The sequence below is a fragment of the Streptomyces thermovulgaris genome, from assembly GCF_002155915.1.
In the GTDB taxonomy this organism is placed as follows: domain Bacteria; phylum Actinomycetota; class Actinomycetes; order Streptomycetales; family Streptomycetaceae; genus Streptomyces; species Streptomyces thermovulgaris.
On record NZ_MUME01000117.1, the window covers coordinates 1 to 21,464 of the forward strand.

Annotated in this window: 24 protein-coding genes; 15 read left to right on the forward strand and 9 right to left on the reverse strand. The window is 73.1% G+C overall.

From position 1 onward, the window contains the following. Window positions 1-349: oligopeptide/dipeptide ABC transporter ATP-binding protein (locus CCN35_RS12050; protein WP_143631497.1), on the forward strand; the 349-nt coding region annotated here is incomplete at its 5' end. Window positions 350-357: 8 nt separating this feature from the next. Here the strand turns inward: CCN35_RS12050 and CCN35_RS12055 are convergent. After that, window positions 358-2,475 carry a S9 family peptidase gene (locus tag CCN35_RS12055; RefSeq protein WP_086792577.1) on the reverse strand — a complete coding sequence of 706 codons (2,118 nt, stop codon included), beginning with the start codon at window positions 2,473-2,475 and terminating at the stop codon, window positions 358-360. 194 nt (window positions 2,476-2,669) lie between these two features. On the opposite strand from CCN35_RS12055, the gene CCN35_RS12060 reads away from it, so the two are divergent. Further along, window positions 2,670-2,864, forward strand: a complete 195-nt coding sequence (locus CCN35_RS12060) for a hypothetical protein (protein WP_067397594.1) — start codon at window positions 2,670-2,672, stop codon at window positions 2,862-2,864. A 200-nt stretch (window positions 2,865-3,064) separates the two neighbouring features. On the opposite strand, the gene CCN35_RS12065 is transcribed toward CCN35_RS12060, so the two are convergent. Next, on the reverse strand, window positions 3,065-3,829 hold the full coding sequence (locus CCN35_RS12065; protein WP_067397595.1) for a methyltransferase domain-containing protein: 765 nt from the start codon (window positions 3,827-3,829) through the stop codon (window positions 3,065-3,067). 28 nt (window positions 3,830-3,857) lie between these two features. Here CCN35_RS12065 and CCN35_RS12070 point away from each other — a divergent pair, with 28 nt between their 5' ends. Then, the gene (locus CCN35_RS12070; RefSeq protein ID WP_067397596.1) at window positions 3,858-4,316 is read left to right on the forward strand and encodes a MerR family transcriptional regulator; all 459 of its coding nucleotides are present in this window, start codon (window positions 3,858-3,860) and stop codon (window positions 4,314-4,316) included. A 15-nt stretch (window positions 4,317-4,331) separates the two neighbouring features. Here the strand turns inward: CCN35_RS12070 and CCN35_RS12075 are convergent, their stop codons facing one another. Both CCN35_RS12075 and CCN35_RS12080 read right to left on the reverse strand, forming a co-directional pair. Continuing rightward, window positions 4,332-4,607, reverse strand: a complete 276-nt coding sequence (locus CCN35_RS12075; protein ID WP_067397597.1) for a DUF397 domain-containing protein — start codon at window positions 4,605-4,607, stop codon at window positions 4,332-4,334. Then, the gene (locus CCN35_RS12080) at window positions 4,604-5,488 is read right to left on the reverse strand and encodes a helix-turn-helix domain-containing protein (protein WP_067397598.1); all 885 of its coding nucleotides are present in this window, start codon (window positions 5,486-5,488) and stop codon (window positions 4,604-4,606) included. Before CCN35_RS12080 ends, CCN35_RS12075 begins: the two co-directional genes overlap by 4 nt. A gap of 141 nt (window positions 5,489-5,629) precedes the next feature. Between CCN35_RS12080 and CCN35_RS12085 the strand changes: the two genes are divergently transcribed. Both CCN35_RS12085 and CCN35_RS12090 read left to right on the forward strand, forming a co-directional pair. Then, window positions 5,630-6,070 carry an ATP-binding protein gene (locus tag CCN35_RS12085; protein WP_086792580.1) on the forward strand — a complete coding sequence of 147 codons (441 nt, stop codon included), beginning with the start codon at window positions 5,630-5,632 and terminating at the stop codon, window positions 6,068-6,070. Window positions 6,071-6,314: 244 nt separating this feature from the next. Next, window positions 6,315-7,313, forward strand: coding sequence for a DMT family transporter (locus CCN35_RS12090; protein WP_086792582.1), 999 nt, complete (start codon window positions 6,315-6,317; stop codon window positions 7,311-7,313). 24 nt (window positions 7,314-7,337) lie between these two features. On the opposite strand, the gene CCN35_RS12095 is transcribed toward CCN35_RS12090, so the two are convergent. Further along, window positions 7,338-7,949 carry a class I SAM-dependent methyltransferase gene (locus tag CCN35_RS12095; RefSeq protein ID WP_086792584.1) on the reverse strand — a complete coding sequence of 204 codons (612 nt, stop codon included), beginning with the start codon at window positions 7,947-7,949 and terminating at the stop codon, window positions 7,338-7,340. Window positions 7,950-7,994: 45 nt separating this feature from the next. Between CCN35_RS12095 and CCN35_RS12100 the strand changes: the two genes are divergently transcribed. From CCN35_RS12100 to CCN35_RS12120, 4 genes are all read left to right on the forward strand, one after another. Next, a complete protein-coding gene (locus CCN35_RS12100) occupies window positions 7,995-8,528 on the forward strand; it encodes a MerR family transcriptional regulator (protein WP_086792586.1) in 534 nt (177 codons plus the stop codon). A gap of 112 nt (window positions 8,529-8,640) precedes the next feature. Continuing rightward, window positions 8,641-9,570 (forward strand): N-acetyl-1-D-myo-inositol-2-amino-2-deoxy-alpha-D-glucopyranoside deacetylase, encoded by a 930-nt coding sequence (gene mshB, locus CCN35_RS12105; protein ID WP_086792589.1) that lies wholly within the window; start codon window positions 8,641-8,643, stop codon window positions 9,568-9,570. Beyond that, complete coding sequence (locus CCN35_RS12110; RefSeq protein WP_067397604.1) at window positions 9,567-9,983, forward strand: DUF6113 family protein; 417 nt, start codon at window positions 9,567-9,569, stop codon at window positions 9,981-9,983. The genes mshB and CCN35_RS12110 overlap by 4 nt, the downstream gene beginning before the upstream one ends. Before the next feature lie 155 nt (window positions 9,984-10,138). Further along, window positions 10,139-12,346, forward strand: a complete 2,208-nt coding sequence (locus CCN35_RS12120) for a peptidoglycan binding domain-containing protein (protein ID WP_211285513.1) — start codon at window positions 10,139-10,141, stop codon at window positions 12,344-12,346. A gap of 151 nt (window positions 12,347-12,497) precedes the next feature. Here the strand turns inward: CCN35_RS12120 and CCN35_RS12125 are convergent, their stop codons facing one another. Both CCN35_RS12125 and CCN35_RS12130 read right to left on the reverse strand, forming a co-directional pair. Beyond that, a complete protein-coding gene (locus tag CCN35_RS12125; RefSeq protein ID WP_067397606.1) occupies window positions 12,498-13,361 on the reverse strand; it encodes a transglutaminase family protein in 864 nt (287 codons plus the stop codon). A gap of 29 nt (window positions 13,362-13,390) precedes the next feature. Continuing rightward, window positions 13,391-14,479, reverse strand: coding sequence for a GNAT family N-acetyltransferase (locus CCN35_RS12130; RefSeq protein WP_067397607.1), 1,089 nt, complete (start codon window positions 14,477-14,479; stop codon window positions 13,391-13,393). A gap of 140 nt (window positions 14,480-14,619) precedes the next feature. Here CCN35_RS12130 and fdxA point away from each other — a divergent pair, with 140 nt between their 5' ends. Further along, window positions 14,620-14,937, forward strand: a complete 318-nt coding sequence (gene fdxA, locus CCN35_RS12135; protein ID WP_067397608.1) for a ferredoxin — start codon at window positions 14,620-14,622, stop codon at window positions 14,935-14,937. A 124-nt stretch (window positions 14,938-15,061) separates the two neighbouring features. Further along, window positions 15,062-16,156, forward strand: a complete 1,095-nt coding sequence (locus CCN35_RS12140) for a bifunctional succinyldiaminopimelate transaminase/glutamate-prephenate aminotransferase (protein ID WP_067397633.1) — start codon at window positions 15,062-15,064, stop codon at window positions 16,154-16,156. 141 nt (window positions 16,157-16,297) lie between these two features. Here CCN35_RS12140 and CCN35_RS12145 read toward each other — a convergent pair whose 3' ends face one another. After that, a complete protein-coding gene (locus tag CCN35_RS12145; RefSeq protein ID WP_067397609.1) occupies window positions 16,298-17,203 on the reverse strand; it encodes a VldE C-terminal domain-containing protein in 906 nt (301 codons plus the stop codon). Between the two features lie 177 nt (window positions 17,204-17,380). On the opposite strand from CCN35_RS12145, the gene dapE reads away from it, so the two are divergent. Both dapE and CCN35_RS12155 read left to right on the forward strand, forming a co-directional pair. Further along, entirely contained in the window at window positions 17,381-18,460 is a 1,080-nt protein-coding gene (gene dapE / locus CCN35_RS12150) for a succinyl-diaminopimelate desuccinylase (RefSeq protein WP_067397610.1), read from the forward strand. Between the two features lie 117 nt (window positions 18,461-18,577). Further along, a complete protein-coding gene (locus CCN35_RS12155) occupies window positions 18,578-19,336 on the forward strand; it encodes an LOG family protein (RefSeq protein ID WP_067397611.1) in 759 nt (252 codons plus the stop codon). A gap of 9 nt (window positions 19,337-19,345) precedes the next feature. Here CCN35_RS12155 and folP read toward each other — a convergent pair whose 3' ends face one another. After that, window positions 19,346-20,206, reverse strand: a complete 861-nt coding sequence (gene folP / locus CCN35_RS12160) for a dihydropteroate synthase (RefSeq protein ID WP_067397612.1) — start codon at window positions 20,204-20,206, stop codon at window positions 19,346-19,348. Window positions 20,207-20,331: 125 nt separating this feature from the next. On the opposite strand from folP, the gene CCN35_RS12165 reads away from it, so the two are divergent. Beyond that, on the forward strand, window positions 20,332-20,685 hold the full coding sequence (locus tag CCN35_RS12165; RefSeq protein ID WP_067397613.1) for a DivIVA domain-containing protein: 354 nt from the start codon (window positions 20,332-20,334) through the stop codon (window positions 20,683-20,685). 11 nt (window positions 20,686-20,696) lie between these two features. Beyond that, window positions 20,697-21,323 carry a DNA-3-methyladenine glycosylase I gene (locus CCN35_RS12170; RefSeq protein ID WP_067397634.1) on the forward strand — a complete coding sequence of 209 codons (627 nt, stop codon included), beginning with the start codon at window positions 20,697-20,699 and terminating at the stop codon, window positions 21,321-21,323. Window positions 21,324-21,464: the final 141 nt, after the last annotated feature.

Here is a 21,464-nt window from a genome sequence, read left to right on the forward strand (position 1 = left end):
CACGGACGAGCAGATCTACGAACACCCGACGCACCCCTACACCCAGGCGCTGCTGTCCGCCGTCCCCGTGCCCGACCCGGACGCCCGGGACCGCCGGGAGCGGATCGTCCTCACCGGCGATGTGCCGTCCCCGGCGGACATCCCCTCCGGCTGCCGCTTCCGCACCCGCTGCTTCAAGGCGCGGGAGCGCTGCGCGCGGGAGGTGCCGCCGCTGGCGGTGCCCGCGCAGTTCCGCCACGGCACCGGACCGGCCGCGCACGACTCGGCGTGCCACTTCGCGGCGGAGCGGCGGGTGGTGCCGCCCGGGGAGCCGGACGCCGACGGGGACGGCGGCCCGCAAGCGCACTGAGCGGATGCTCAGCCCAGTTTCAGGGAACGCTTGAGGAAGTCCACCTGGAGCAGGAGCAGATTCTCGGCGACCTGCTCCTGCGGAGTCATATGGGTGACCCCGGACAGCGGCAGCACCTCGTGCGGACGGCCGGCGGCGAGCAGGGCGGAGGACAGCCGCAGGGCGTGGGCGACCACCACGTTGTCGTCGGCCAGACCGTGCACGATCATCAGCGGCCGGTGCGGCTCGGCCGGGTCGGACAGCCCGTCGTCGGTGACCAGGGAGCTGCGGGCGTACACCTCCGGGTGCGCGGCCGGGTCGCCCAGGTACCGCTCGGTGTAGTGGGTGTCGTACAGCCGCCAGTCGGTGACCGGGGCGCCCGCGATGCCCGCGTGGAAGACGTCCGGGCGGCGCAGCACGGCCAGGGCCGCCAGGTAGCCGCCGTAGGACCAGCCCCGGATCGCCACCCGGTCGAGGTCGAGCGGATGGGTCTTCGCGAGGTCGTGCAGGGCCTCGATCTGGTCGTCGAGGGTGATCGTGAAGTCGTGGTGGACGGCCTTCTCCCAGGCGGGGGAGCGGCCCGGGGTGCCCCGGCCGTCGGCGACGATCACCGCGAAGCCCTGGTCGGCGAACCACTGGGAGGTGAGGTACGCGTTGTGCGAGGCGAGCACCCGGGGGCCGTGCGGACCGCCGTACGGATCCATGAGCACGGGGAGAGGCGCATCACCGGAGTAGTCCGTGGGCATGAGCACGGCGCACGGAATTCGGCGTGCGCCCCCCTGAGTGAGGGTCACGCGGGGAGACAGCCCGGGATCCTCCGCGTGGGACCGGACGGTGGCCACCGTCCGGCCCTCGCGCAGCACCCGCACCCGGGCGCCGGGCCGGTCGAGCGTCGCGGAGACCAGCACGGTCACACCCCCGGCGCGGACGGCGGAGTGCACACCGGGCTCCTGGCTCACCCGCTCCACGCCGAGTTCGTTGACCCGGTAGACATGCACCTCGCCGATCTCGGGTGCGGCGGCCTCCTCCCCGGCCGAGGCGGAGACCAGCACGTCGTCGTCCGACACGTCCAGCACGGCCCGCACATGCAACTGCGCCCCGGTGAGCGGCCGTTCACCGACCACCAGCACCCGCGCACCGCCCTCGTCCTCGATCCGGACGAGCTGTCCGGAGGGGGACCAGCAGGGAACCCCGGGGAAAAGATCAAGCCAAGTTGGATCCTCGTCGGCGTGCACCAGGCGCGTGGCCCCGGTGTCGGGGTCCACGGCCAGATACAGCTGACTGCGTTGATCGCGCGCCTGTACGAGCAACAGCGGTGCTCCGGCCTCTGACCAGTGCACATGGGCCAGATACGGGTAGCGGTCCCGGTCCCAGACGACCTCCGTGCGGTCACCTTTCAGGCCGAAGAGGAACAGCCGTACGTCCGCGTTGGCGGTGCCGGCGGCCGGGTAGCGGACCCGGCTCGGCTCCCGTTCGGGGTGCGCCGGATCGGAGATCCACCACTGCCGCACCGGCGTTTCGTCCACCCGTGCCACGAGCAGCCGGTCCGACTCCGGCGCCCACCAGAAGCCCCGGTGACGGTGCATCTCCTCGGCCGCGACGAACTCCGCGAGGCCGTAGGTGACGCCCTCCTCCTCCGGCTCGGCGAGCGCCCGGTCGCCCTCCCCCTCGGCGCCCACGACCCGCAGAGCACCGCCGGAGACATAGGCGACATGCCGCCCGTCGGGGGCGGGACGGGGGTCGATCACCGGCCCCGGGACGGTCAGTTCACGTGTGGTGCCCGCCCGCAGCTCGGCGGTGAAAAGCCGACCTGACAAGGCGAAAGACGCCAACTCCACGGCGGTGTCGGTGGCATATCCGACGATGCCGGCGCCCCCCTCGCGCGTCCGCTCCCGGCGTGCCCGCTCCTCGGGGGACAGGTGCTCGGAGGCGCCGCCGAGAAGGGCGCGGGGGTCGGCGGCCACACGCTCCTGACCGTTCGCCAGGTCGAGCACCCACAGCGCGTTGGCCCGGTCCGTGCCGGACCCGGACCGCAGGAACACCACGCGGGAGGCGTCGGGGGCCACGGTGAACGCACGCGGCGCGCCGAGGGTGAACCGCTGGGTGCGGGCATGCCGTCGGGGGAAGGAGACAGGCTCTGTCGTCATGCCAAGACCATATTGGCCATGCGCCCCCTTGTGCGGCCGTGCGCCACCCGATGCGCACGTGCGGATAGTTATGATCGTTAGCGCATAGTGGGTATGAACCTGCTGCCCCCTGTGTGGATTTATCTGCCCCTCATAGTCCGACCCCCGTTACCCCCGACACCCCCAGTCCTGGGGACCTTTGGAGGTGAGCCGCCGTGGCACTCTCGATTTCGGTGGTGGTGCTGCTGGCGATCATCGTCTTCCTACTGATCAAGAAGTCCGGCCTCAAGGCCGGTCACGCGGTCGTGTGCATGCTCCTGGGTTTCTATCTCGCCTCCTCCACGGTCGCACCGACGATCAGCGAAGTGACCTCGAACATCGCGGGGATGATCGGCAGTATCAGGTTCTGACCCGCCGGACCGGACGCCCGAAGGGCGAGTCCTCACCCCTCGCCCTTCAGTTCGCCTGCTCCCGGGCGTCCGGCACCGCCGGCCCGGCGACGTGACAGGACGCGACAAAGGGTCAGCGCAGTGACGACGGGTCGGCATCAAGGGACGGCGACGCCTGGACACGGGGCTCCGGTCCGTGCCCGGACCGGATGAGCGTCGCCTCACCGGGTCGCCGCCGCCATGAACACCGGCAGCGCCAGGAAGAAGCGGTCGGCGTCGACACGTGCACGCTGCTCGGCGATCCAGCCGTCCGCCTGTTCGCGCGTGACGGCACCGGTGGAGCAGGCTGCTTCGGCCAGGCCGGCAAGCAGGGGCATCATCTCCGGTCCGGTGAACACGCTCGTGTGCACCTCGACCGTCACATCGCGGAAGCGGCCGTTCAGCAGCAGGTTGCGACAGCGGCGAGCGGCACGCGGGTTGGTGATCAGATCGGCGCGGGCGTGGACGAGGGTGCGGGTGAGGGCCGGATCGTCGGAGTCGACGACGAGGGTGTCCCAGTCCGGGCCCACCAGCAGGATCCGCCCGCCGGGCACGAGAACCCTGCGGGCCTCCTCCACCGCCCGCTCCGGCTCGGCCAGCTCGTGGAACACCTTGTCGGCCCGGTAGCCGTGCACGGAGGCGTCCGGCAGGGGCAGTTCGTACGCCTCCGCGATCCGGAAGTCCGCCTCGGGCCACCGGCTGCGGGCCGCGGCGATCATCCGTTCGCTGCGGTCCACACCGACGGCTCTCACACCTCGTCCGGTCAGTTCCGCCACGGCCCGTCCGGTGCCGCAGCCCACGTCCACCACGGACGTCCCGGGAACGGCGCCGAGCGCGTCGTAGGAGAGGGCCCGCAAGCGCTCGGCGCCCGGCAGCCGGTCGGCGGCGTCGAGCCGCGCCATGAGGTCGTGCGCCGGCGGGGGCATCTGTTCGGTTTCCCTGGTCATGAGCGCCAGACTGGGACTTAATGCCGACATGAAGTCAAGCGCGCAGAGAACGCCCGGGGAGGGCGAGCAGGGCTCGATGAGCATCGGGGAGCTCGCCGCACACTTCGGTCTGGCCACGCACGTCCTGCGGCACTGGGAGGCGAGAGGGCTCCTCGCCCCGGCACGTGACGCCGCCGGCCGCCGCCGCTACCGCACCGCCGACCTCACACGCGTCGCCGTCGTCCTGCGGGCCAAGGAGGCAGGGCTCTCCCTCGACGCCATCCGTTCACTGACCGGGGTCTCCGACGCCGAGGAGCGGCGAAGCCTCCTGCGCGAGGAGGCCGAGGCGCTGCGCTCCCGCATCGCGGCCGCACAGGCCTCCCTCGCCCTCGTCGAGTGCGCCCTCGGCTGCGAGCACGAGGACATCACCCAGTGCGCCCATTTCCAGCGGGCCGTGAGGGAGCGCGTCGGCCGGGACGCCGCTGTCGCCCACGCCCCGGCCGAGTAGACGTCGGCTCTGGGATCAGCCCTGGGAGGAGGCGTACGCCACGAAGTGGGTCCAGGCCTCGGGCGTCAGCGTGAGCCGGGGGCCGTCGACGTTCTTGGAGTCGCGGACGTGGACCGTGCGGGGCTCGGTGGCGACCTCCACGCAGGAGTCGCCTTCGCTGCCGCTGCTGTGGCTGCTCTTGAACCAGTCCAGCGCTACTTCCACGCAGGAGTCGATTTCCGCGCCATCGCTGTAGCTGCTCTTGAACCACGTCAGGTCAGAGGTGTCCCTGGACGAGGTCTTGTGGCTCATGTCTCCCCCAGCAGGTGCTCGATAAAGGCAGTCGACTCACGGGGTGTGAGAGCCTGCGCCCGGATGATGCCATACCGCAACTCAAGGATACGGAGCTGCCGCAGATCACTGACCGGGCGGCCATTGGCGATTCCGGGCGAGCGCCCCACCCCCGTGCCGTCCTCGAACTTCAGCACCACGATTCCTCCATCCACTCCGGCGTGCTCTTCGCGGTCCATCGGCATCACTTGGATCTCGACGTTCCGCAGTTTCCCCACTTCCAGCAGGTGTTCGAGCTGCCGGCGCATCACCGCTCTACCTCCGAGGCGCCGCCGAAGCGTCCACTCGTCCTGAACAAAGCTGAATTCAGGCGCAGGGTCTCGATCGAATACGGCCTTGCGGGCCATGCGCGCGGCCACGCCTCGTTCCACATCATCTGCGGTATGGGCAGGACGCCGCATTTGAAACAGCGCTCGCGCGTACTCCGGCGTCTGCAGCAATCCAGGAATAGTCAGCGGGCTGTAGAGCTGAAGCTCGACCGCCCGTGCCTCCAAGTGTGCGAGGTCCCGAACCTTTTTCGGGTAGCGGACCTTCTCCACGTCCTCCTTCATCGCCGCCACGAGCCCGCCGGCGTTCAGGATCCTGTCTGCCGCGTCCAGGTACTCGGGCCGGGGGATCCGCTTTCCGCTCTCGATCTTGTAGACCAGGTCGTCGCCGTAGCCGATGGCCGCGCTGAACTCCGCGACGCGCATGCCCACCGCTTCCCGTCGCAGCCTCAACTGCCGTCCCACGGTGGCCACGACGGCGAGTGCCCAGTGGTCCTCCGGGTCCACCTCCCACCCCGGCTCGTCCGTCGTCTCGGCGTCGCTCCGGGGCCGTACCGCCTCGCCGTCCACCGACATGTGTGCTCCTTCGTCGTGCTGTGCCGTACCCGTAGAAACGCCGGCGACAGCTTGGACAGCACTGGACAAGCCGTGGACAGTCGCTCTACGTGACGGATCGATCACCCGTCACGGTAGGGCCGTGCGGCCACGCTGAGTGACGTGAATCAGGAAACCGCCGAGACCACAGTTCCGCTCGACACCCCACGCGACACCGGCGTCCCCCGCTTCAGCGTGCTTCTGTCGTCCACCCCGCGAGGCGCCCGCCTGGCCCGGCTGCTCGCCGCCGACCAGCTCCGCGAGTGGGAGCTCCCGGTCGAGGCGGCGAGCCATGTCGTGGCGGAGCTGGCGGCGAACGCGGTCACCCACGGCCGGGTCCCCGGCCGCAGCTTCCGTCTGACGCTCTACGTGGTCGGGGGCACCCTCCGCATCGAGGTCACCGACACCCGCAGCGACCGCCGCCCGGAGCCCCGAAAGCCGGGCGCGGACGCCGAGTCGGGCCGTGGCCTGCTGCTCGTGGAGGCCCTCGCCGACCGCTGGGGCGTCGCCGAGGAACGCTTCCCGCGCAAGACGGTCTGGGCCGAACTGCGGCTCCCGTCCTGACGGCAGGCCGCCGGGCCGTCACTCAGCCGGGTGGTCCGTGCCCGCACCGAGGCCGCCGGGAGGCGTTGCCCGGTGCTGCGAACGTGAGGTCCGAATGCCGCCAGCAGGCGGCGGACCGCCCTGGGAGGCTGGGGTGCCGACGTGCTGTGACCTGCCGGAAGGGCACAGGGGCCCACGGAAGCCGGCCCGGCGCCGGTGCCGTGGGCTGCCCGGCCGGCGGGGTCCGAGGACCCGGGGAGGACGGATGACGCGGCCCAGGGCGGGAGGCTCGCCCGCGGTGTTCGGTCAGTTCCTTGTGCTGGCGCTGACCTGGGGGTCGAGCTTTCTGTTCATCAAAGTGGGCCTGGAGGGATTCTCGCCCGCGCAGGTGGTGCTGGGCCGCCTGGTGGCCGGAGCGGCGGCGCTGCTGGTCGTGGTGGCGGTGACCCGGCAGCGGCTGCCCCGGGCCGCGGCGGTGTGGGGGCATCTGGCGGTGGTGGCGGTGCTGTTGTGCGTGGTGCCGTTCCTGCTGTTCGCCTGGGCCGAGCTGCATGTCTCGTCGGGCTTTGCCAGCATCTGCAACGCCACGACCCCGTTGATGACCACGATGGTGGCGTGGGTGGCGCTGCCCGGTGAGCGCCCGGACCGGATCAGGCTGGCCGGGCTGATCGCGGGGTTCGCCGGTGTCGTGGTGGTGCTCGGACCCTGGCGGGGGCTCGCCGGGGGCGGGGGCGCGGCGCAGGCGGCGTGTCTGCTGGCGACGTTCTCCTACGGGCTGGCCTTCGTGTATCTGCGCCGGTACGTCTCCCCGCGCGGGCTGTCGGCGCTCCAGGTGGCGGCCGTCCAGGTCGGCCTCGGCGCGGTGATCATGCTGCTGGCGGCCCCGTTCGTCGCGGCCTCGCCGGTCCACCCGTCGTGGCGCGCGGTGCTCGGCGTCGCCGTGCTGGGGGTGGCCGGCACCGGGCTGGCGTACGTGTGGAACACCAATGTCGTGGCCGCGTGGGGCGCCACCCGTGCCTCGACCGTCACCTACCTCACCCCGGTCGTGGGGGTGGTCCTCGGCGTCGTGGTGCTCGGCGAGGCCGTTTCCTGGAACGAGCCGGTGGGTGCGCTGATCGTCGTCGCGGGCATCGCCGTCAGCCAGGGACGTGTCCCCCGTGTCCCGGCCGGGCGGCGCACCTCGCCCCGTGCGCACCCGGCGCCCCGTTCCGTTCGCGAGCCGGTGCGAGGGCACGGGCGGCAGGAGGGCGTCCGGCAGGGGTGAGTCCGAAGCGGCGGCGGCCTCGGCTCAGCGGACGGCGGACCAGACGGTCAGGGTGGTCGTCTCGTGGCGCGTGACGGCGGAGAAGAGGCCGCGCAGCTCCTGCTCGATCCGGGCGGCCCGGTCCGGCGGCAGGACGAGACCGCGGGCGATGCGGGAGGGGCGCGTCCCGCCGTGCCAGGCGATCAGCACCCGTCCTCCGGCGCGGGTCACCCGGTGCATCTCGTCCAGTCCCGCCCGGAGGTCCGGCCAGATCGCCACATTGTTCACCGAGACCACGCAGTCGAACTCCGCGTCGGCGAAGCCCGTGCGCTCGGCCGTGCCCAGCCGCAGGTCGATCCGTCCCGCGGCGATCTCCGCCCTGTGCGGCCGTGCGGCCAGGTCGCGCATCTGCGGGGAGGGGTCGACCCCGCAGATCCGCCGTGCGGGCGTCCGCCGCAGCAGACGGATCAACCCGCCGGGGCCGTAGCCGACTTCCAGGACCTGCTCCCCCTCCCGGACGTCGAGCAGGCCGAGCAGCTCCTGCTGCCGGTTCGTCCACAGCATGATGCGGCCGGCGAGCCGGCCGGACAGCCCGCTCGGCACCGCGAACGGCGAACGGGTCGGTTTCCCCAGGGTCCAGGGCGTCGTGCTCTCCATGCGCCCAGGCTCCCGCTTCAAGTCGGCTTGAAGTCAAATGAGGGCATGGACCTGATTCCCATCGGCGAGGCCGCCAGGAGACTCGGCGTGCGGACCTCGGCCCTGCGCTACTACGAGGAGCGCGGCCTCGTGCGGCCGGCGGCACGCGTGAACGGAAAGCGGGTCTACGGTCTGCAGGAGATGCGCCGTCTGGCATTCCTCCGGATCGCACAGCGGCTGGGCATCCGTCTGCACACGGCCGCCGCCGTGCTGGACGACACGAGCGGGCGGTGGCGCGCGACGGTCGGCGAGCGGATCGCGGAGCTGGAGGAGCTGATCGCCCGGGCCCAGGAGGCCAGGGACTTCCTTATCCATGCGCTCGGGTGCCCGGCCGAGCACCCGGCCCGGGAGTGCCCCCACCTGCTGGACGCACTCGACCGGCTGCTCGCGGGCACCTCCTTCGAACAGCTCGCCGCCGAGCACACGAACCCCGGCCGACGGGATCACGGCCCGCGGCCGGGGAGCCAGAGGCCGCACCGCGCGGGGCGTGAGGCGCCGGGAGAGGTGCGGGATCTCCGTCCGGCGGCGCCGGACGCGTGAGCGCGGGCCACGGCCGGGACCGGTCCGTCAAGGCCCGGACGTGGTTCATCTCTCAGGGGACGTCGCACGTGCTGTGTGCCGGGCAGGACCCGGCTCCTCGTAGGGTTGTCCCATGACGGAACGGGCCGCCCGACGGCTGATGCTGGTGCACGCGCATCCCGACGACGAGTCGATCAACAACGGGGCGACCATGGCGCGATACGCCGCCGAGGGCGCCCAGGTGACCCTGGTGACCTGCACGCTGGGGGAGCGGGGCGAGGTCATCCCGGCCGGGCTGCGGCATCTGAGCGGCGCCGCCCTCGGGGCGCACCGGCGGCAGGAGCTGGACGCGGCCATGCGGGAGCTCGGGGTGGAGGACGTCCGGCTGCTCGGCGGCGCCGGACGGTACCAGGACTCCGGGATGATGGGACTGCCCGACAACGACGACCCCGGCTGTCTCTGGCAGGCCGACGTCGACCAGGCCGCCGAGCACCTCGTCGCCGTGATCCGCGAGGTGCGGCCCCAGGTCCTCGTCACCTACGACGACAACGGCGGCTACGGCCACCCCGACCACATCCAGGCCCACCGCATCGCCATGCGCGCCGTCGACCTGGCCGCCGACCCCGCCGTACGGCCCGACCTCGGCGGGCCCTGGCGGATCGCCAAGGTCTACTGGAACCGGGTGCCGCGCTCCGTCGCCGAGGCCGCCTTCGCCCGGCTCGAGGACGACCTGCCCGAGCTGCCGTTCGACACGCCCGCCACCGTCGGCGACGTTCCCGGTGTCGTCGACGACGAGCGCGTCACCACACGGATCGACGGAACCGCGTACGCCGCCGCCAAGGCCGCCGCCATGCGGGCGCACGCCACCCAGATCGAGGTGGCCGAACCGTACTTCGCGCTGTCCAATAAGCTTGCCCAGCCCGTCTTCACCACCGAGTACTACGAGCTGGTGCGCGGGGAACGGGCTGGTGAGATGGAGACCGATCTTTTCGCCGGGATCGCCGGGATCGCCGGGATCGCCGGGATCGCCGGGACCGAGGGGACCGAGGAGGTGGCACCGTGAGTTCGGCCGGACCGGGGTCCCCGCTCGCGCAGCCCCTCAAGCCTCCCTCCGCCGGACGGATCCTCGCCTACCTGGGGCTCGTCCTGCTCGGCGCCGTGACCGGGGCCGCGGGGGCACTCGTGCAGTCCGCCTGGTTCCCCGGCGGGCTGCTGCTCGCACTCGCCGGTGCCGCCGGGCTCTTCCTGGGCGGGGCGAGGGCCATGGGCAACCGGGGCGGGGCGGTGGCGGGCGCCGCGGGCTGGGTTGTCATGATCGTCCTGCTCACCACCAGCCGTCCGGAAGGGGACTTCATGTTCGCGGCCGGCGGCGGTTCCTATGCCTTTCTGCTCGGCGGCATGGCTCTTGCTGTGATATGCGCCACCGTGGGACCCGGGCGGCAGCCCGACGACGGTGACGCCCGACGTGGCAAGTGACGTACCACTTCCCCCTGTGCCACCCCCGAGGTCCGGTGCCCGCTTCCCGGCGGTCCCGGGAAACAGGCCGGAAGTGGCCAGTATGGTGGTGCGCGCCGCCGAGCCGCCCGCAGTGAGGTCATGACGGGCGGCGGAGCCAACCGGGAGAACCTGACTTGAGTCGTGAAACTGACACCTCGTCCTCCGGGCCCAACGGGCGCGGTGGACCCGCCTACCCATCGGGAACCCCGCCGTACGGCATCCCGGCGGTGTCCGACGACCGTGCGGACGCGGGGGGTTCGGCCGCGCGGGAGGAACGCAAGACCGAGACCACGCTGACGACCCGGATCCGGATCAACATCCCCGGCTCCAGGCCGATTCCTCCGGTGGTCGTGCGCAAGCCCGTCTCCTCGGCCGACTCCGAGGCCAGGACCGAGGACACCGCCGAGGCGGGCACCGGCGACGAGACGCAGCAGACGCCGGCCGCACCGGCGGCCAAGCCCTCCGCGGAGCCGGCCGCCGAACCTCCGGCGCAGCCCGAGGAGAAGACGGTCAGCGACTGGTTCGCGCCCCGCAAGTTCCCGGTGAAGAAGAGCGGTCAGAGCGGGAGCACCGCCAACACGACCGGACCGTCCGCCGGTTCGTCCACGGCGAGCAGGCCCGGCACGGGTCCCTCCGGCACGGGTCCCTCCGGCACGGGTCCCTCCGGCGCGGGTCCCTCCGGCACGGGCACGTCCGGCACGGGAGCCCCCGGTGCGGGGCCCTCCGGCACGGGGGGCGGACCCCTGGGCGCGGGCCCCTCCGGCCCCCGTCCCGGCGCCCGCCCCGGAACCGGCTCCGCCAAGAGCACCGGGCTGCCCAGCGCCACCGGCGGCCCCGTCGCCCCCGGCCACGGCGGCGGCACCGACTCCCTCGACGTGACCGAGGCACTGCCGGTGCTGCGCCCCGACTTCCAGGACTTCGAGGACGAGCAGACCGGTCAGACCGGTCAGGCCGGTCAGGGCGATCAGGCCGGTCAGGCCGGGCAGAGCGGTCCCGGCGGCTTCGACGGCCCCGGCGGGCCGGGCGGTCCGCAGGGCCCCGCGGGCCCGACCGGCGGCCCGGTCACCGGCGACGGCCGGCTGCGGCCGAACACCGCCGGCGGACCCGCGGGACACCCGGGCGGTGCTCCCGGCGCCCCGGGCGCTCCCGGCCCGTACGGCGCACGCCCGGGAGGCGGGCTGAGCGACGACACCGCGGTCCTCACCCCGCAGAAACCCGCACCGGCCCCCCGTGCACCGGGGTACGGCGGCGCCCAGGCGGACACCACCCGCGACATGCCGGTGATCACCCCCGGCGCGGGCGAGCCGTTCGACGACGGCCCCGGCTCCTTCGGGCCCACCCCGCCGGAGGCGCCCGGGGAGGACCAGGACCACACCGCCGCCTCCTCGGCCGCCCCGAAGAAGGGCCGCGGCAAGCTGCCCCTGCTCGTCGGCGGCGTGGTCCTCGTGGCCGGGGTCGCCTACGGCGCCGGGCTGCTGATGAACCGGTCCGACGTGCCCAAGGGCACCACCGTGCTCGGCGTCGACATCGGCGGCAGCACCCGCGACGAGGCGGTGAAGAAGCTCGACAGGGCCTTCGGCGAGCGGATGAACCAGCCGCTGAAGCTGTCGGTCGACGGCAAGACGGTCACCCTCAAGCCGGAGCAGGCCGGCCTCCGGTTCGACACCCAGGCCACGGCCGGCGCGGCGGCGAAGAGCGACTACAACCCCGTCTCCGTGATCGGCTCCCTGTTCGGCAACCAGCGCGAGATCGAGCCGCGGATGCCGGTCGACGAGGAGAAGCTGCAGGCCGCCCTGAAGAACGTCTCGGGCAGTGCCGGCTCGGTGGTCGAGGGCGGCATCAAGTTCGAGTCCGGCAGGGCCGTCCCCGTCTACGGCAAGCCGGGCAAGGGCATCGACGTGGCCCGTTCGACCGAGGCGATCCAGGAGGCGTACCGCACCCAGGTGGAGACGGGCTCGGCCGCACCGGTCCGGCTGCCCACCACCACCCAGCAGCCCACGGTCTCCGACGCCGAGGTCGACCGGATGATGAAGGAGTTCGCGGAGCCCGCGATGTCGGCCAACGTCATCGCGAGGACGGACGAGACCCACTTCATCGAGTTCAGCCCGCAGAGGTCCCTGTGGAAGTTCCTGCGGGTGAAGGCCGTGAACGGCAAGCTCGTCGACAGCCCCGACCTGAAGGTGCTCGAGGAGCTCTACGGAAAGGCCTTCGAGGGTGTGCTGATCACCCGGGGCACCGGGGAGAAGACCCCCGTCACCCCCCAGGACGTGTACGGCGCCCTGCGCAAGGCCCTGGTCAGCAAGACCGACCGGGACGTCGTCATCGAGACGAACCCGAGCTGACCTCGCACCGGCCGGACGCACGGAGCCGCCGCCCGCACCGGGCGGCGGCTCCGTGCGTCATCCACGGTCGTGCAGGGCGCTCCGAGGCGCCGCGTCCGGTGTTCCGGGACCCCGCGGGCCGTCCCACGGCCTCCTGGGCCGGCCGGCGGTGTCAGTTCAGCATCGCCCGCGCGGAGCGCGCCTGCTCCCGCACCCGCTCGGCCGCGGGCCGGTCCACCGCGGCCACGACATCGGCGTACGCGTCGAGTTCCGCCGCCCCCCGCAGGAAATCCCCCCGCTGCACCAGCAACTGCGCCCGCTCGTACCGCAGCCGCGCGGGATGCGACGGCAGCAGCAGCGACAGCTCCACCGCCCACAGCGCCACGTCCGACCGCTCGGGCCGCACGGCCGCCCAGGCCCGGATGTTGTTCAGGATCCGCGCCACGACCTCCAGGGGCGTCGCCGGCGTGAGCATCGAGGGGTGCAGCGGCGCCCCCGTGGCCCCCAGCACCAGCAGCTCCGCGTCCGCCCCGGTCAGCACCCGTCCTCCGTCGAACGGATCCGCGAGCACCTGCTCGTGCCCCTGCTGCCCCGGGGGCCCGAACCCGACCACGAAATGCCCCGGCAGCGCGACCCCGTACACCGGCGCCCCCGCCCGCCGCGCGACCTCCATCCACACCACCGACAGCAGGATCGGCAGCCCGCGCCGCCGCGCCAGCACCTTGTGCAGCAGCGAGGACTCCAGACGCTGGTAGTCCGCGGCGCAGCCGTGGAAGCCGCACCGCTCGCCCAGCAGCTCGCCCAGTGCCCGGGCCCAGGCCCGTGGCCCGCCCGGCCGGTAGGGCAGCAGCCCCGCGAGCCGGTCCAGCTCGATCTGCGCCGCGTCCATGCCCGCCTCGTCCAGCGCGCCGTCGCCCTCCGCGCCCACCAGCAGGCACAGCGTCGTCAGGTCGGGCCGCTCGGACCGCACCTCCTCGGCGAACCGGCGGCGCAGCTCGGCCGAGCGCTCGGGCGGCGGAGGATCAAGGGAACGCATGGCAGCCTCGTGCCCTTCCACGACGATCGCTACGACCGGACGGTACCGGCGTCCTGGGGCACCGCGCCCGGACCGGGGTCCGGCTCGCGGTAGTGGTGGTACGCGTGGTGCGCGGAGAAACCCAGCGCACCGTACAGCGCGCGCGCCGCCGTGTTGTCCGTCTCGACCTGCAGCCAGGCCGCCGACGCGCCCTCGTCGAGGGCCCGGCGGGCGAGCGCGGCGAGCACGGTGGTGGCGAGTCCCCGCCGCCGCAGCGCCGGATCCACCTCCACGGCCGAGAAGGACGCCCACCGCCCGTCGACGACGCACCGTCCGATCGCCGCGGGCACCTCCCCCTCGCCGGGCACGCTCGCGAACCACACCGACGGCCCGCTGCCCAGCACCTTCAGGGCCACCTCGCTCACCCCCTTGCGCCGGTACCGCGCAAGCCACGCCTCGTCGGCCGTACGGGACAGCACGACCCCTGAGCCCTCGGACCGGTCCGCGACCGGCGCGAGCGCCCCGATCCACAGCTCGGCACTCACCTCGCGCACCCAGCCCCGCCGCTCCAGCTCCGCGCACAGCATCTCCTGCGTGCCCTCGGCTCCGGTGGCGGCCTGGACGTACGCGGGCAGGCCGCGCTCGCCGTACCAGCGTCGTACGACGGCCAGTGCTTCGTCGAGCGGAAGACCGGGATCGCCGAGCGGCAGCACGGAGTTGGCCCGGCGGGTGAAGCCCGTCCGCCGCCCGGCCGTTCCCCGCGCGGAGGCGTCGCGCGGCTCCTTCTCGGCCGCGGCCCGCAGCACCCAGTCACCCAGCCGTTCGCTCTCCAGCGGCTGCCAGGCCCGCGCCGCAGCCCGCGCGAGCTCCTCGAACGTGGCGGCCGGACCCCGGCGCCGGGCCGGCGCGGCCGGGACGACCTTGCCCGCGACCAGGGAGGATTCCAGGATGCGGACGGTCTCGCCGTTCCTTCGTGTGATCACCAGCACACCGTTGTCCCAGGAGGTGAGGACACCGACCGTGTCGGTGAACTTCCCGCCCGGCGTGCCGGGGTCGGCCACACGCCGCACGGAAACCCGTTTACCCACGTCAGCAGCGGTGATACGGACCTCGAGGCGCCCTGAAGCAGATATTTCCACGGGTCTGTCCACCCCTCCTGTACGGATCATGCACCGGAACGGAGATACTAGGGGCGGGCATCGACGACGCCGCGCTCCCGCGCGCCAGGCGGCGGAGCCTGCCGAGGCCCGCCAGCGCCCTATCGAGGAGGAACGACAGCGTGACCTACGTCATCGCGCAGCCTTGTGTCGACGTCAAGGACAAGGCGTGCATCGAGGAGTGCCCGGTCGACTGCATCTACGAGGGCCAGCGGTCCTTGTACATCCACCCGGACGAATGCGTCGACTGCGGAGCCTGCGAGCCGGTCTGCCCGGTCGAGGCAATCTTCTACGAGGACGACGTGCCGGAGGAGTGGAAGGACTACTACAAGGCCAACGTCGAGTTCTTCGACGAGCTCGGCTCTCCCGGCGGTGCCAGCAAGCTCGGACTGATCGAGCGCGACCACCCGATCATCGCCGCGCTGCCGCCGCAGGCGTAAATCCAGTCTTCAGCGGCCCGCACACCGCGCCGCCTCGGTCCCGTACGGCCTCCACCGCCCCGAGCGCTCCGACCGCCGCACGGGACCGAGGTGTTTGCCGCAACCGAAAGTGAGCCTGATCCCCGTGTCCGCACTCTCCGACCGGCTTCCCACGTTTCCCTGGGACAAGCTGGAGCCGTACAAGAAGAAGGCCGCGGCCCACCCGGACGGCATCGTCGACCTGTCGGTCGGCACCCCGGTGGACCCGGTGCCCGAACTGGTCCAGAAGGCACTGATCGGAGCGGCGGACTCCCCGGGCTACCCCACCGTGTGGGGCACGCCCGAGCTGCGCGACGCGATCACCGGCTGGGCCGGGCGCCGCCTCGGCGCGCGGGGGCTCACCCACCGGCACGTCCTGCCCGTCGTCGGTTCCAAGGAACTGGTCGCCTGGCTCCCCACCCAGCTGGGCCTGGGCCCCGGCGACAAGGTGGCGTACCCGCGGCTGGCCTACCCCACCTACGAGGTCGGTGCCCGCCTGGCCCGCGCGGACCACGAGACCTACGACGACCCGACGGACCTGGACCCGGCGCACCTGAAGCTGCTGTGGCTGAACTCGCCCTCCAACCCCACGGGCAGGGTCCTGGGCAAGGAGGAGCTCACCCGGATCGTCGCCTGGGCCCGCGAGCACGGCGTCCTCGTCCTGTCCGACGAGTGCTACCTGGAGCTGGGCTGGGAGGCGGACCCCGTCTCGGTGCTCCACCCCGATGTGAACGGCGGCTCGTACGACGGCATCGTCGCCGTGCACTCCCTCTCCAAGCGTTCCAACCTGGCCGGCTACCGCGCCGCCTTCCTGGTCGGCGATCCGGCCGTCCTCGGCCCGCTGCTCCAGATCCGCAAGCACGGCGGCATGATGACCCCGGCGCCCACCCAGGCGGCGGCCGTGGCCGCCCTGAACGACGACACCCACGTCCACGAGCAGCGCGAACGCTACGCCGCCCGCCGCGCCGTCCTGCGCCGGGCCCTGCTCTCCCACGGCTTCCGCATCGAGCACAGCGAGGCGAGCCTCTACCTGTGGGCCACACGGGACGAGCCCTGCTGGGACACCGTCGCCCACCTGGCCGACCTGGGCATCCTGGTGGCCCCCGGCGACTTCTACGGCCCGGCGGGCGCCTCCTTCGTCCGCGTGGCCCTGACGGCCACGGACGAGCGGGTGGCGGCGGCAGCGGCACGGCTGGGCTGACAAGGGCCGACGGCCCGGGGCGGGCCACCCGGCCGCCCGGTCACTGCCCGACCGGACACCGCTCGGGCCGGCTGCCGCTCGGCCGGCCCCCGCTCGGCCGCGTCGGCCGCCGCCCGGGCGTGAGGGCCGCCGCGTGATCGGCTACCGCTTGATCGTGGTGATGCGGACCACGCCCGCACCCCGCTCCGCTCCCGCGGCTCCCTGCGTCCTCACCGTCCGCCACCGGCCGTCGGTCGTGCCCGCCCGCCACTCGTGGCCGGCGTAGGAGACCCGCTCGATGTGCAGCGCGGAGGCATGGGCCACCGCCCAGTGCGCCAGCTGCCACCCCCGCTGCCGGGCACTGCGCCCGGCGGCGGCCGTGCCGTCCGGCACGGGCAGCGTCACGGTCCGCCCCTTGGTGTGCGCGGTCCGGCGGGGCGCGGGCGAGGCGCCGGGCCCCACCTCCGCGCCGACCTCCTGCATCACGTCCTGCCCGAAGTCCCGCACCAGCGCGGCGCGCACCGCGTCGGGGCCGCCGCCGGACCGGGTGGGGCTGGGGATGCCCCGGCAGGTCAGCGTGGCCGTGGAGCGCCCGGTGAGCGCGGCGGCGAGCAGTGTCGCGCCCGGCTCGTGCTTGGCGTACGCCTGCGGGAAGCCGCTGCGCTGCACGCGCTGGGCGGCCACGGTGAGCGGCAGCCTCGTGTAGCCGGGGACCTTGGCCAGGTGGTCGTAGAAGATCCCCGCCGAGTACGTCGGGTCCATGATCTCCTCCGGCGTGCCCCAGCCCTGCGAGGGACGCTGCTGGAACAGGCCGAGGGAGTCCCGGTCGCCGTAGTCGATGTTGCGCAGGGACGACTCCTGGATCGCGGTGGCCAGTGCGATGGTCACCGCGCGCTCGGGCATACCGCGCCCGGTGCCGACGGCCGCGATCGTCGCCGCGTTCCTCGCCTGCTCCGGGGTGAGCCGGTACGAGGCGCCGTCGCCCTTGCCGGAGACGACCTCGCAGCCCGGGCCCCCGGTGCGCCCGGTGATGTACTGCAACGAGATGTAACCCGCGAGTGCGAGCATGACGGCGAAGGCCGACCCGAACCGAAGGAGCCGGCCACGGGGCTTGGATGAGGGGGACGGGGCACGCACGTGTATCAAGGTACTGGAGATCGCCGGGGCTGCTGAGCCGGGTGTGGAGAACCGGTGAGAGCACCGGACGGCGGCGCGGGAACAGTGCGGCGGGTTAGGGTCGACCGCATGGCCGACACCACGCTTGACCTCACGCTGGACGCCGCACGGCTGACCGCGCGGCTCGTCGACTTCCCCTCGGAGAGCGGCACGGAGAAGCCGCTGGCCGACGCGATCGAGGGGGCCCTGCGCGAGCTGCCGCACCTGACGGTGGACCGCTTCGGCAACAACGTCGTGGCCCGGACGGACCTGGGCCGGTCCGAGCGGGTGATCCTGGCCGGCCACATCGACACCGTCCCGATCGCCGGCAACGTGCCGTCCCGGCTGGACGAGGACGGAGTGCTGTGGGGCTGCGGCACCTGCGACATGAAGTCCGGCGTGGCGGTGCAGCTGCGCATCGCGGCCACGGTCCCGGCCCCCAACCGCGACCTGACCTTCGTCTTCTACGACAACGAGGAGGTCGCCGCCGAGCTGAACGGCCTCAAGCACGTCGCCGAGGCACACCCGGAATGGCTCCGGGGCGACTTCGCGGTGCTGCTGGAGCCCACCGACGGCGAGGTGGAGGGCGGCTGCCAGGGCACCCTGCGGATGCTGCTGAGGACCAGGGGCGAGCGGGCCCACTCGGCGCGCAGCTGGATGGGCTCCAACGCCATCCACGCGGCCGCGCCGATCCTCGGGCGCCTCGCGGAGTACACACCGCGCCGCCCGGTGATCGACGGCCTGGAGTACCGGGAGGGCCTGAACGCGGTCGGGATCTCCGGCGGGGTGGCCGGCAACGTCATCCCCGACGAGTGCGTGGTTTCGGTCAACTTCCGCTACGCCCCGGACCGCAGCGAGGAGGAGGCCGTCGCCCACGTCCGCGAGGTCTTCGCGGACTGCGGGGTGGAGGAGTTCGTGGTCGAGGACCACAGCGGCGGTGCCCTGCCGGGACTGAACCACCCGGCCGCGGCGGCGTTCATCGAGGCGGTCGGCGGCACCCCGCGGCCCAAGTACGGCTGGACGGACGTTTCACGCTTCTCGGCCCTGGGCATCCCCGCGGTCAACTACGGCCCCGGCAATCCGCACCTGGCGCACAGGCGGGACGAGCGGGTGGACACGGCCAGGATCCTCGAGAGCGAGGAGCGGCTGCGGGCCTGGCTGACGGGCTGACCGGCGGCGCGGGAGGCGGTTTTCTGGCGTTTCACGGCGGACAGGTTCGCTTCCTTCGCCGGTGATCCGCGTAGATCTACGCTGGGCTGGAACGTTCGGCACGAGAAGGGAGTGCACATGCCGACAGGCAATCCCGAGGGCAGGAAGCAGCCACCGGACGAGCGTCGCCTGGGGCCCGTCCTCCGGCGCCGGGACCAGGTCCAGAAGAGCACCACGGACCAGCGGCTGCTGGACGAACGCGCTCCCGCCGACTGGGTCCACACCGACCCCTGGCGCGTTCTGCGCATCCAGTCGGAGTTCATCGAGGGATTCGGCACGCTGGCCGAACTCCCGCCCGCCATCAGCGTGTTCGGCTCGGCCCGGACCGCGGAGGGCACACCGGAGTACGAGACCGGGGTCCGGCTGGGCCGCGGCCTGGCCGAGGCGGGCTTCGCGGTGATCACGGGCGGCGGTCCGGGCGTCATGGAGGCGGCCAACAAGGGCGCCCTGGAGGCCGGGGGCCTCTCCGTGGGGCTGGGCATCGAGCTGCCCTTCGAGCAGGGGCTCAACCCCTATGTCGACATCGGCCTCAACTTCCGCTACTTCTTCGTCCGCAAGCTGATGTTCGTCAAGTACGCGCAGGGCTTCGTGGTCCTGCCCGGCGGCCTCGGCACCCTGGACGAACTCTTCGAGGCCCTCACCCTCGTCCAGACCCAGAAGGTCACCCGCTTCCCGATCGTCCTCTTCGGCACCGCCTACTGGGGCGGCCTGGTCGACTGGCTCGCCAACACCCTCGTCGCCGAGGGCAAGGCGGCGAAGGCGGACCTCTCCCTGTTCCACCTGACGGACGACGTGGAGGAGGCGGTGGCCCTGATGTCGAAGGAGGCGGGCAGGTAACCCGCCGTCCTACGCGAGCCCCCGGCGAGCGACCGCCGGAGGCCGGTGCCCGGCGATGGACGCCACCATGTCCACCACCTGCCGGGTCTCGGCGACCTCGTGCACCCGGTACACCTGCGCTCCCAGCCACGCCGAGACGGCGGTGGTCGCGAGCGTTCCCACCAGCCGCTCCTTGACCGGCTTGTCCAGCGTCTCGCCCACGAAGTCCTTGTTGGACAAGGACACCAGCACGGGCCACCCGGTGGCGACCATCTCCCCCAGCCTCCGGGTGGCCTCCAGGCTGTGCCGCGTGTTCTTCCCGAAGTCGTGTCCCGGGTCGATCAGCACCGACTCCCGGGGCACGCCCAGCGCCACCGCCCGCTCGGCCAGCCCCACGGTCGCCCGCAGGATGTCGGCCATGACGTCGTCGTACGCCACCCGGTGCGGCCGGGTCCGGGGCTGCGCGCCCCCCGTGTGCACGCACACCAGCCCGACCTTGTACCGCGCCGCGACCTCGGCGAGCCGCGGATCCGCCCCGCCCCAGGCGTCGTTCAGCAGATCGGCCCCCGCCTCGCAGACCGCCTCGCCGACCTCGGCCCGCCAGGTGTCGACACTGATGATCACGTCGGGGAACCGCCGTCGCACCTCGGCGACGAAGCCGGCCGTCCGCCGCACCTCCTCCTCGACGGTCACCTCCGCGCCCGGCCCGGCCTTCACCCCGCCGATGTCGATGATCTCCGCACCCTCGGCGACCGCCTGCTCCACGCGCGCGAGAGCCGGTTCGTCGCGGAACGTCGCCCCCTGGTCGTAGAAGGAGTCCGGGGTCCGGTTCACGATCGCCATGATCACCGGTTCGTGCGCGCCGAATTCACGCCCGCCCAGTCTGAGCATCCCCTGTGGCCTCCTCGTACGTCCCGGTGCCTTCCGGCTCTTCGACCGCCTGCGACCCTAACCGTCAGCGTCCCATGGCACGATCGGACCCACACACATACGACAACTCCGTGGGGACCCCAGCGATGGTTATGTTCTTGTTCCTGGTCGTCGCGCTCGCCGTCGTGGTCGCTGCGGTGACCCTCGCGGTGGTGGGCGGCGGCGAGGGCTCCGGTCCGCTGCCCGAGGCGGCACCGGAGCGGCTCCAGGACCCGCTGCCGCCGGACCGTCCGGTGAACCGCGCGGACGTGGAGGGGCTGCGCTTCCCGCTCGCCCTGAGGGGGTACCGCATGGCCGACGTGGACGACGCCCTCAGCCGCCTCGGCGCCGAACTCGCCGAGCGCGACGCGCGGATCGCCGAACTGGAGTCCGCGCTGGCCGGTGCCCGGGCCGCCGCCCACGCCCGCTCGGCCGGGTCCGGGCCGGAGGAGAAGCAGTGACGGACGGCGCGGTGCGGGACGGCGCGGTCCGCGAGACCGCGGCCGGGGAGGGCACGACGGCCGGCGCCGCGGCCGCCGGCCCGGACGGGGCCCTCCGCTGCCCCTGGGCGCTGTCCGCGGCGGAGTACGTGACGTACCACGACGAGGAGTGGGGCCGCCCGGTCCACGGCGACGACGCGCTCTTCGAACGGCTGGCGCTGGAGGCGTTCCAGTCCGGCCTGTCCTGGATCACCATCCTGCGCCGCCGCCCCGGCTTCCGCGCCGCCTTCGCCGGCTTCAGGATCGCGGCGGTCGCGGCCTTCACGGAGGCCGACCGTGAGCGTCTGCTCGCCGACCCGGGCATCATCCGCAACCGCGCCAAGATCGACGCGACGCTCGCCAACGCGCGTGTGCTCGCCGAGTGGTCCCCCGGCGAGCTGGACGCCCTGATCTGGTCCCACGCCCCCGACCCGGCCGGCCGCCCGGCCCCGAGGACCCTCGCCGACGTCCCGGCGGTCACCCCCGAGTCCACGGCCCTGGCCAAGGCCCTGAAGAGGCGCGGGCTGCGCTTCGTCGGCCCGACGACGGCCTACGCCCTGATGCAGGCGTGCGGCCTGGTCGACGACCACCTCGCGGACTGCGCGGCACGCCGCCCCTAGCGTCCGTCCTCCGGACCGGGCCGCTTCCGGCGGCGGTGCCCTCCCGGCCTGCCCGAGCGGGGTCCGGTGCGCGCACAGGACCCCGCGACCGCGGCACGTTCCGAAGGACAGGCCCTGGACCCCGGCGGCCCCGGCCCGGCC

Coding starts and splice junctions, on each gene's coding strand:
- CCN35_RS12055 (WP_086792577.1), bottom strand. CDS start 2,475: ATGACGACAGAGCCTGTCTCCTTCCCCCGACGGCATGCCCGCACCCAG.
- CCN35_RS12065 (WP_067397595.1), bottom strand. CDS start 3,829: ATGACCAGGGAAACCGAACAGATGCCCCCGCCGGCGCACGACCTCATG.
- CCN35_RS12070 (WP_067397596.1), top strand. CDS start 3,858: ATGAAGTCAAGCGCGCAGAGAACGCCCGGGGAGGGCGAGCAGGGCTCG.
- CCN35_RS12075 (WP_067397597.1), bottom strand. CDS start 4,607: ATGAGCCACAAGACCTCGTCCAGGGACACCTCTGACCTGACGTGGTTC.
- CCN35_RS12080 (WP_067397598.1), bottom strand. CDS start 5,488: ATGTCGGTGGACGGCGAGGCGGTACGGCCCCGGAGCGACGCCGAGACG.
- CCN35_RS12090 (WP_086792582.1), top strand. CDS start 6,315: ATGACGCGGCCCAGGGCGGGAGGCTCGCCCGCGGTGTTCGGTCAGTTC.
- CCN35_RS12095 (WP_086792584.1), bottom strand. CDS start 7,949: ATGGAGAGCACGACGCCCTGGACCCTGGGGAAACCGACCCGTTCGCCG.
- CCN35_RS12100 (WP_086792586.1), top strand. CDS start 7,995: ATGGACCTGATTCCCATCGGCGAGGCCGCCAGGAGACTCGGCGTGCGG.
- mshB (WP_086792589.1), top strand. CDS start 8,641: ATGACGGAACGGGCCGCCCGACGGCTGATGCTGGTGCACGCGCATCCC.
- CCN35_RS12125 (WP_067397606.1), bottom strand. CDS start 13,361: ATGCGTTCCCTTGATCCTCCGCCGCCCGAGCGCTCGGCCGAGCTGCGC.
- CCN35_RS12145 (WP_067397609.1), bottom strand. CDS start 17,203: ATGCTCGCACTCGCGGGTTACATCTCGTTGCAGTACATCACCGGGCGC.
- dapE (WP_067397610.1), top strand. CDS start 17,381: ATGGCCGACACCACGCTTGACCTCACGCTGGACGCCGCACGGCTGACC.
- CCN35_RS12155 (WP_067397611.1), top strand. CDS start 18,578: ATGCCGACAGGCAATCCCGAGGGCAGGAAGCAGCCACCGGACGAGCGT.
- folP (WP_067397612.1), bottom strand. CDS start 20,206: ATGCTCAGACTGGGCGGGCGTGAATTCGGCGCGCACGAACCGGTGATC.
- CCN35_RS12165 (WP_067397613.1), top strand. CDS start 20,332: ATGGTTATGTTCTTGTTCCTGGTCGTCGCGCTCGCCGTCGTGGTCGCT.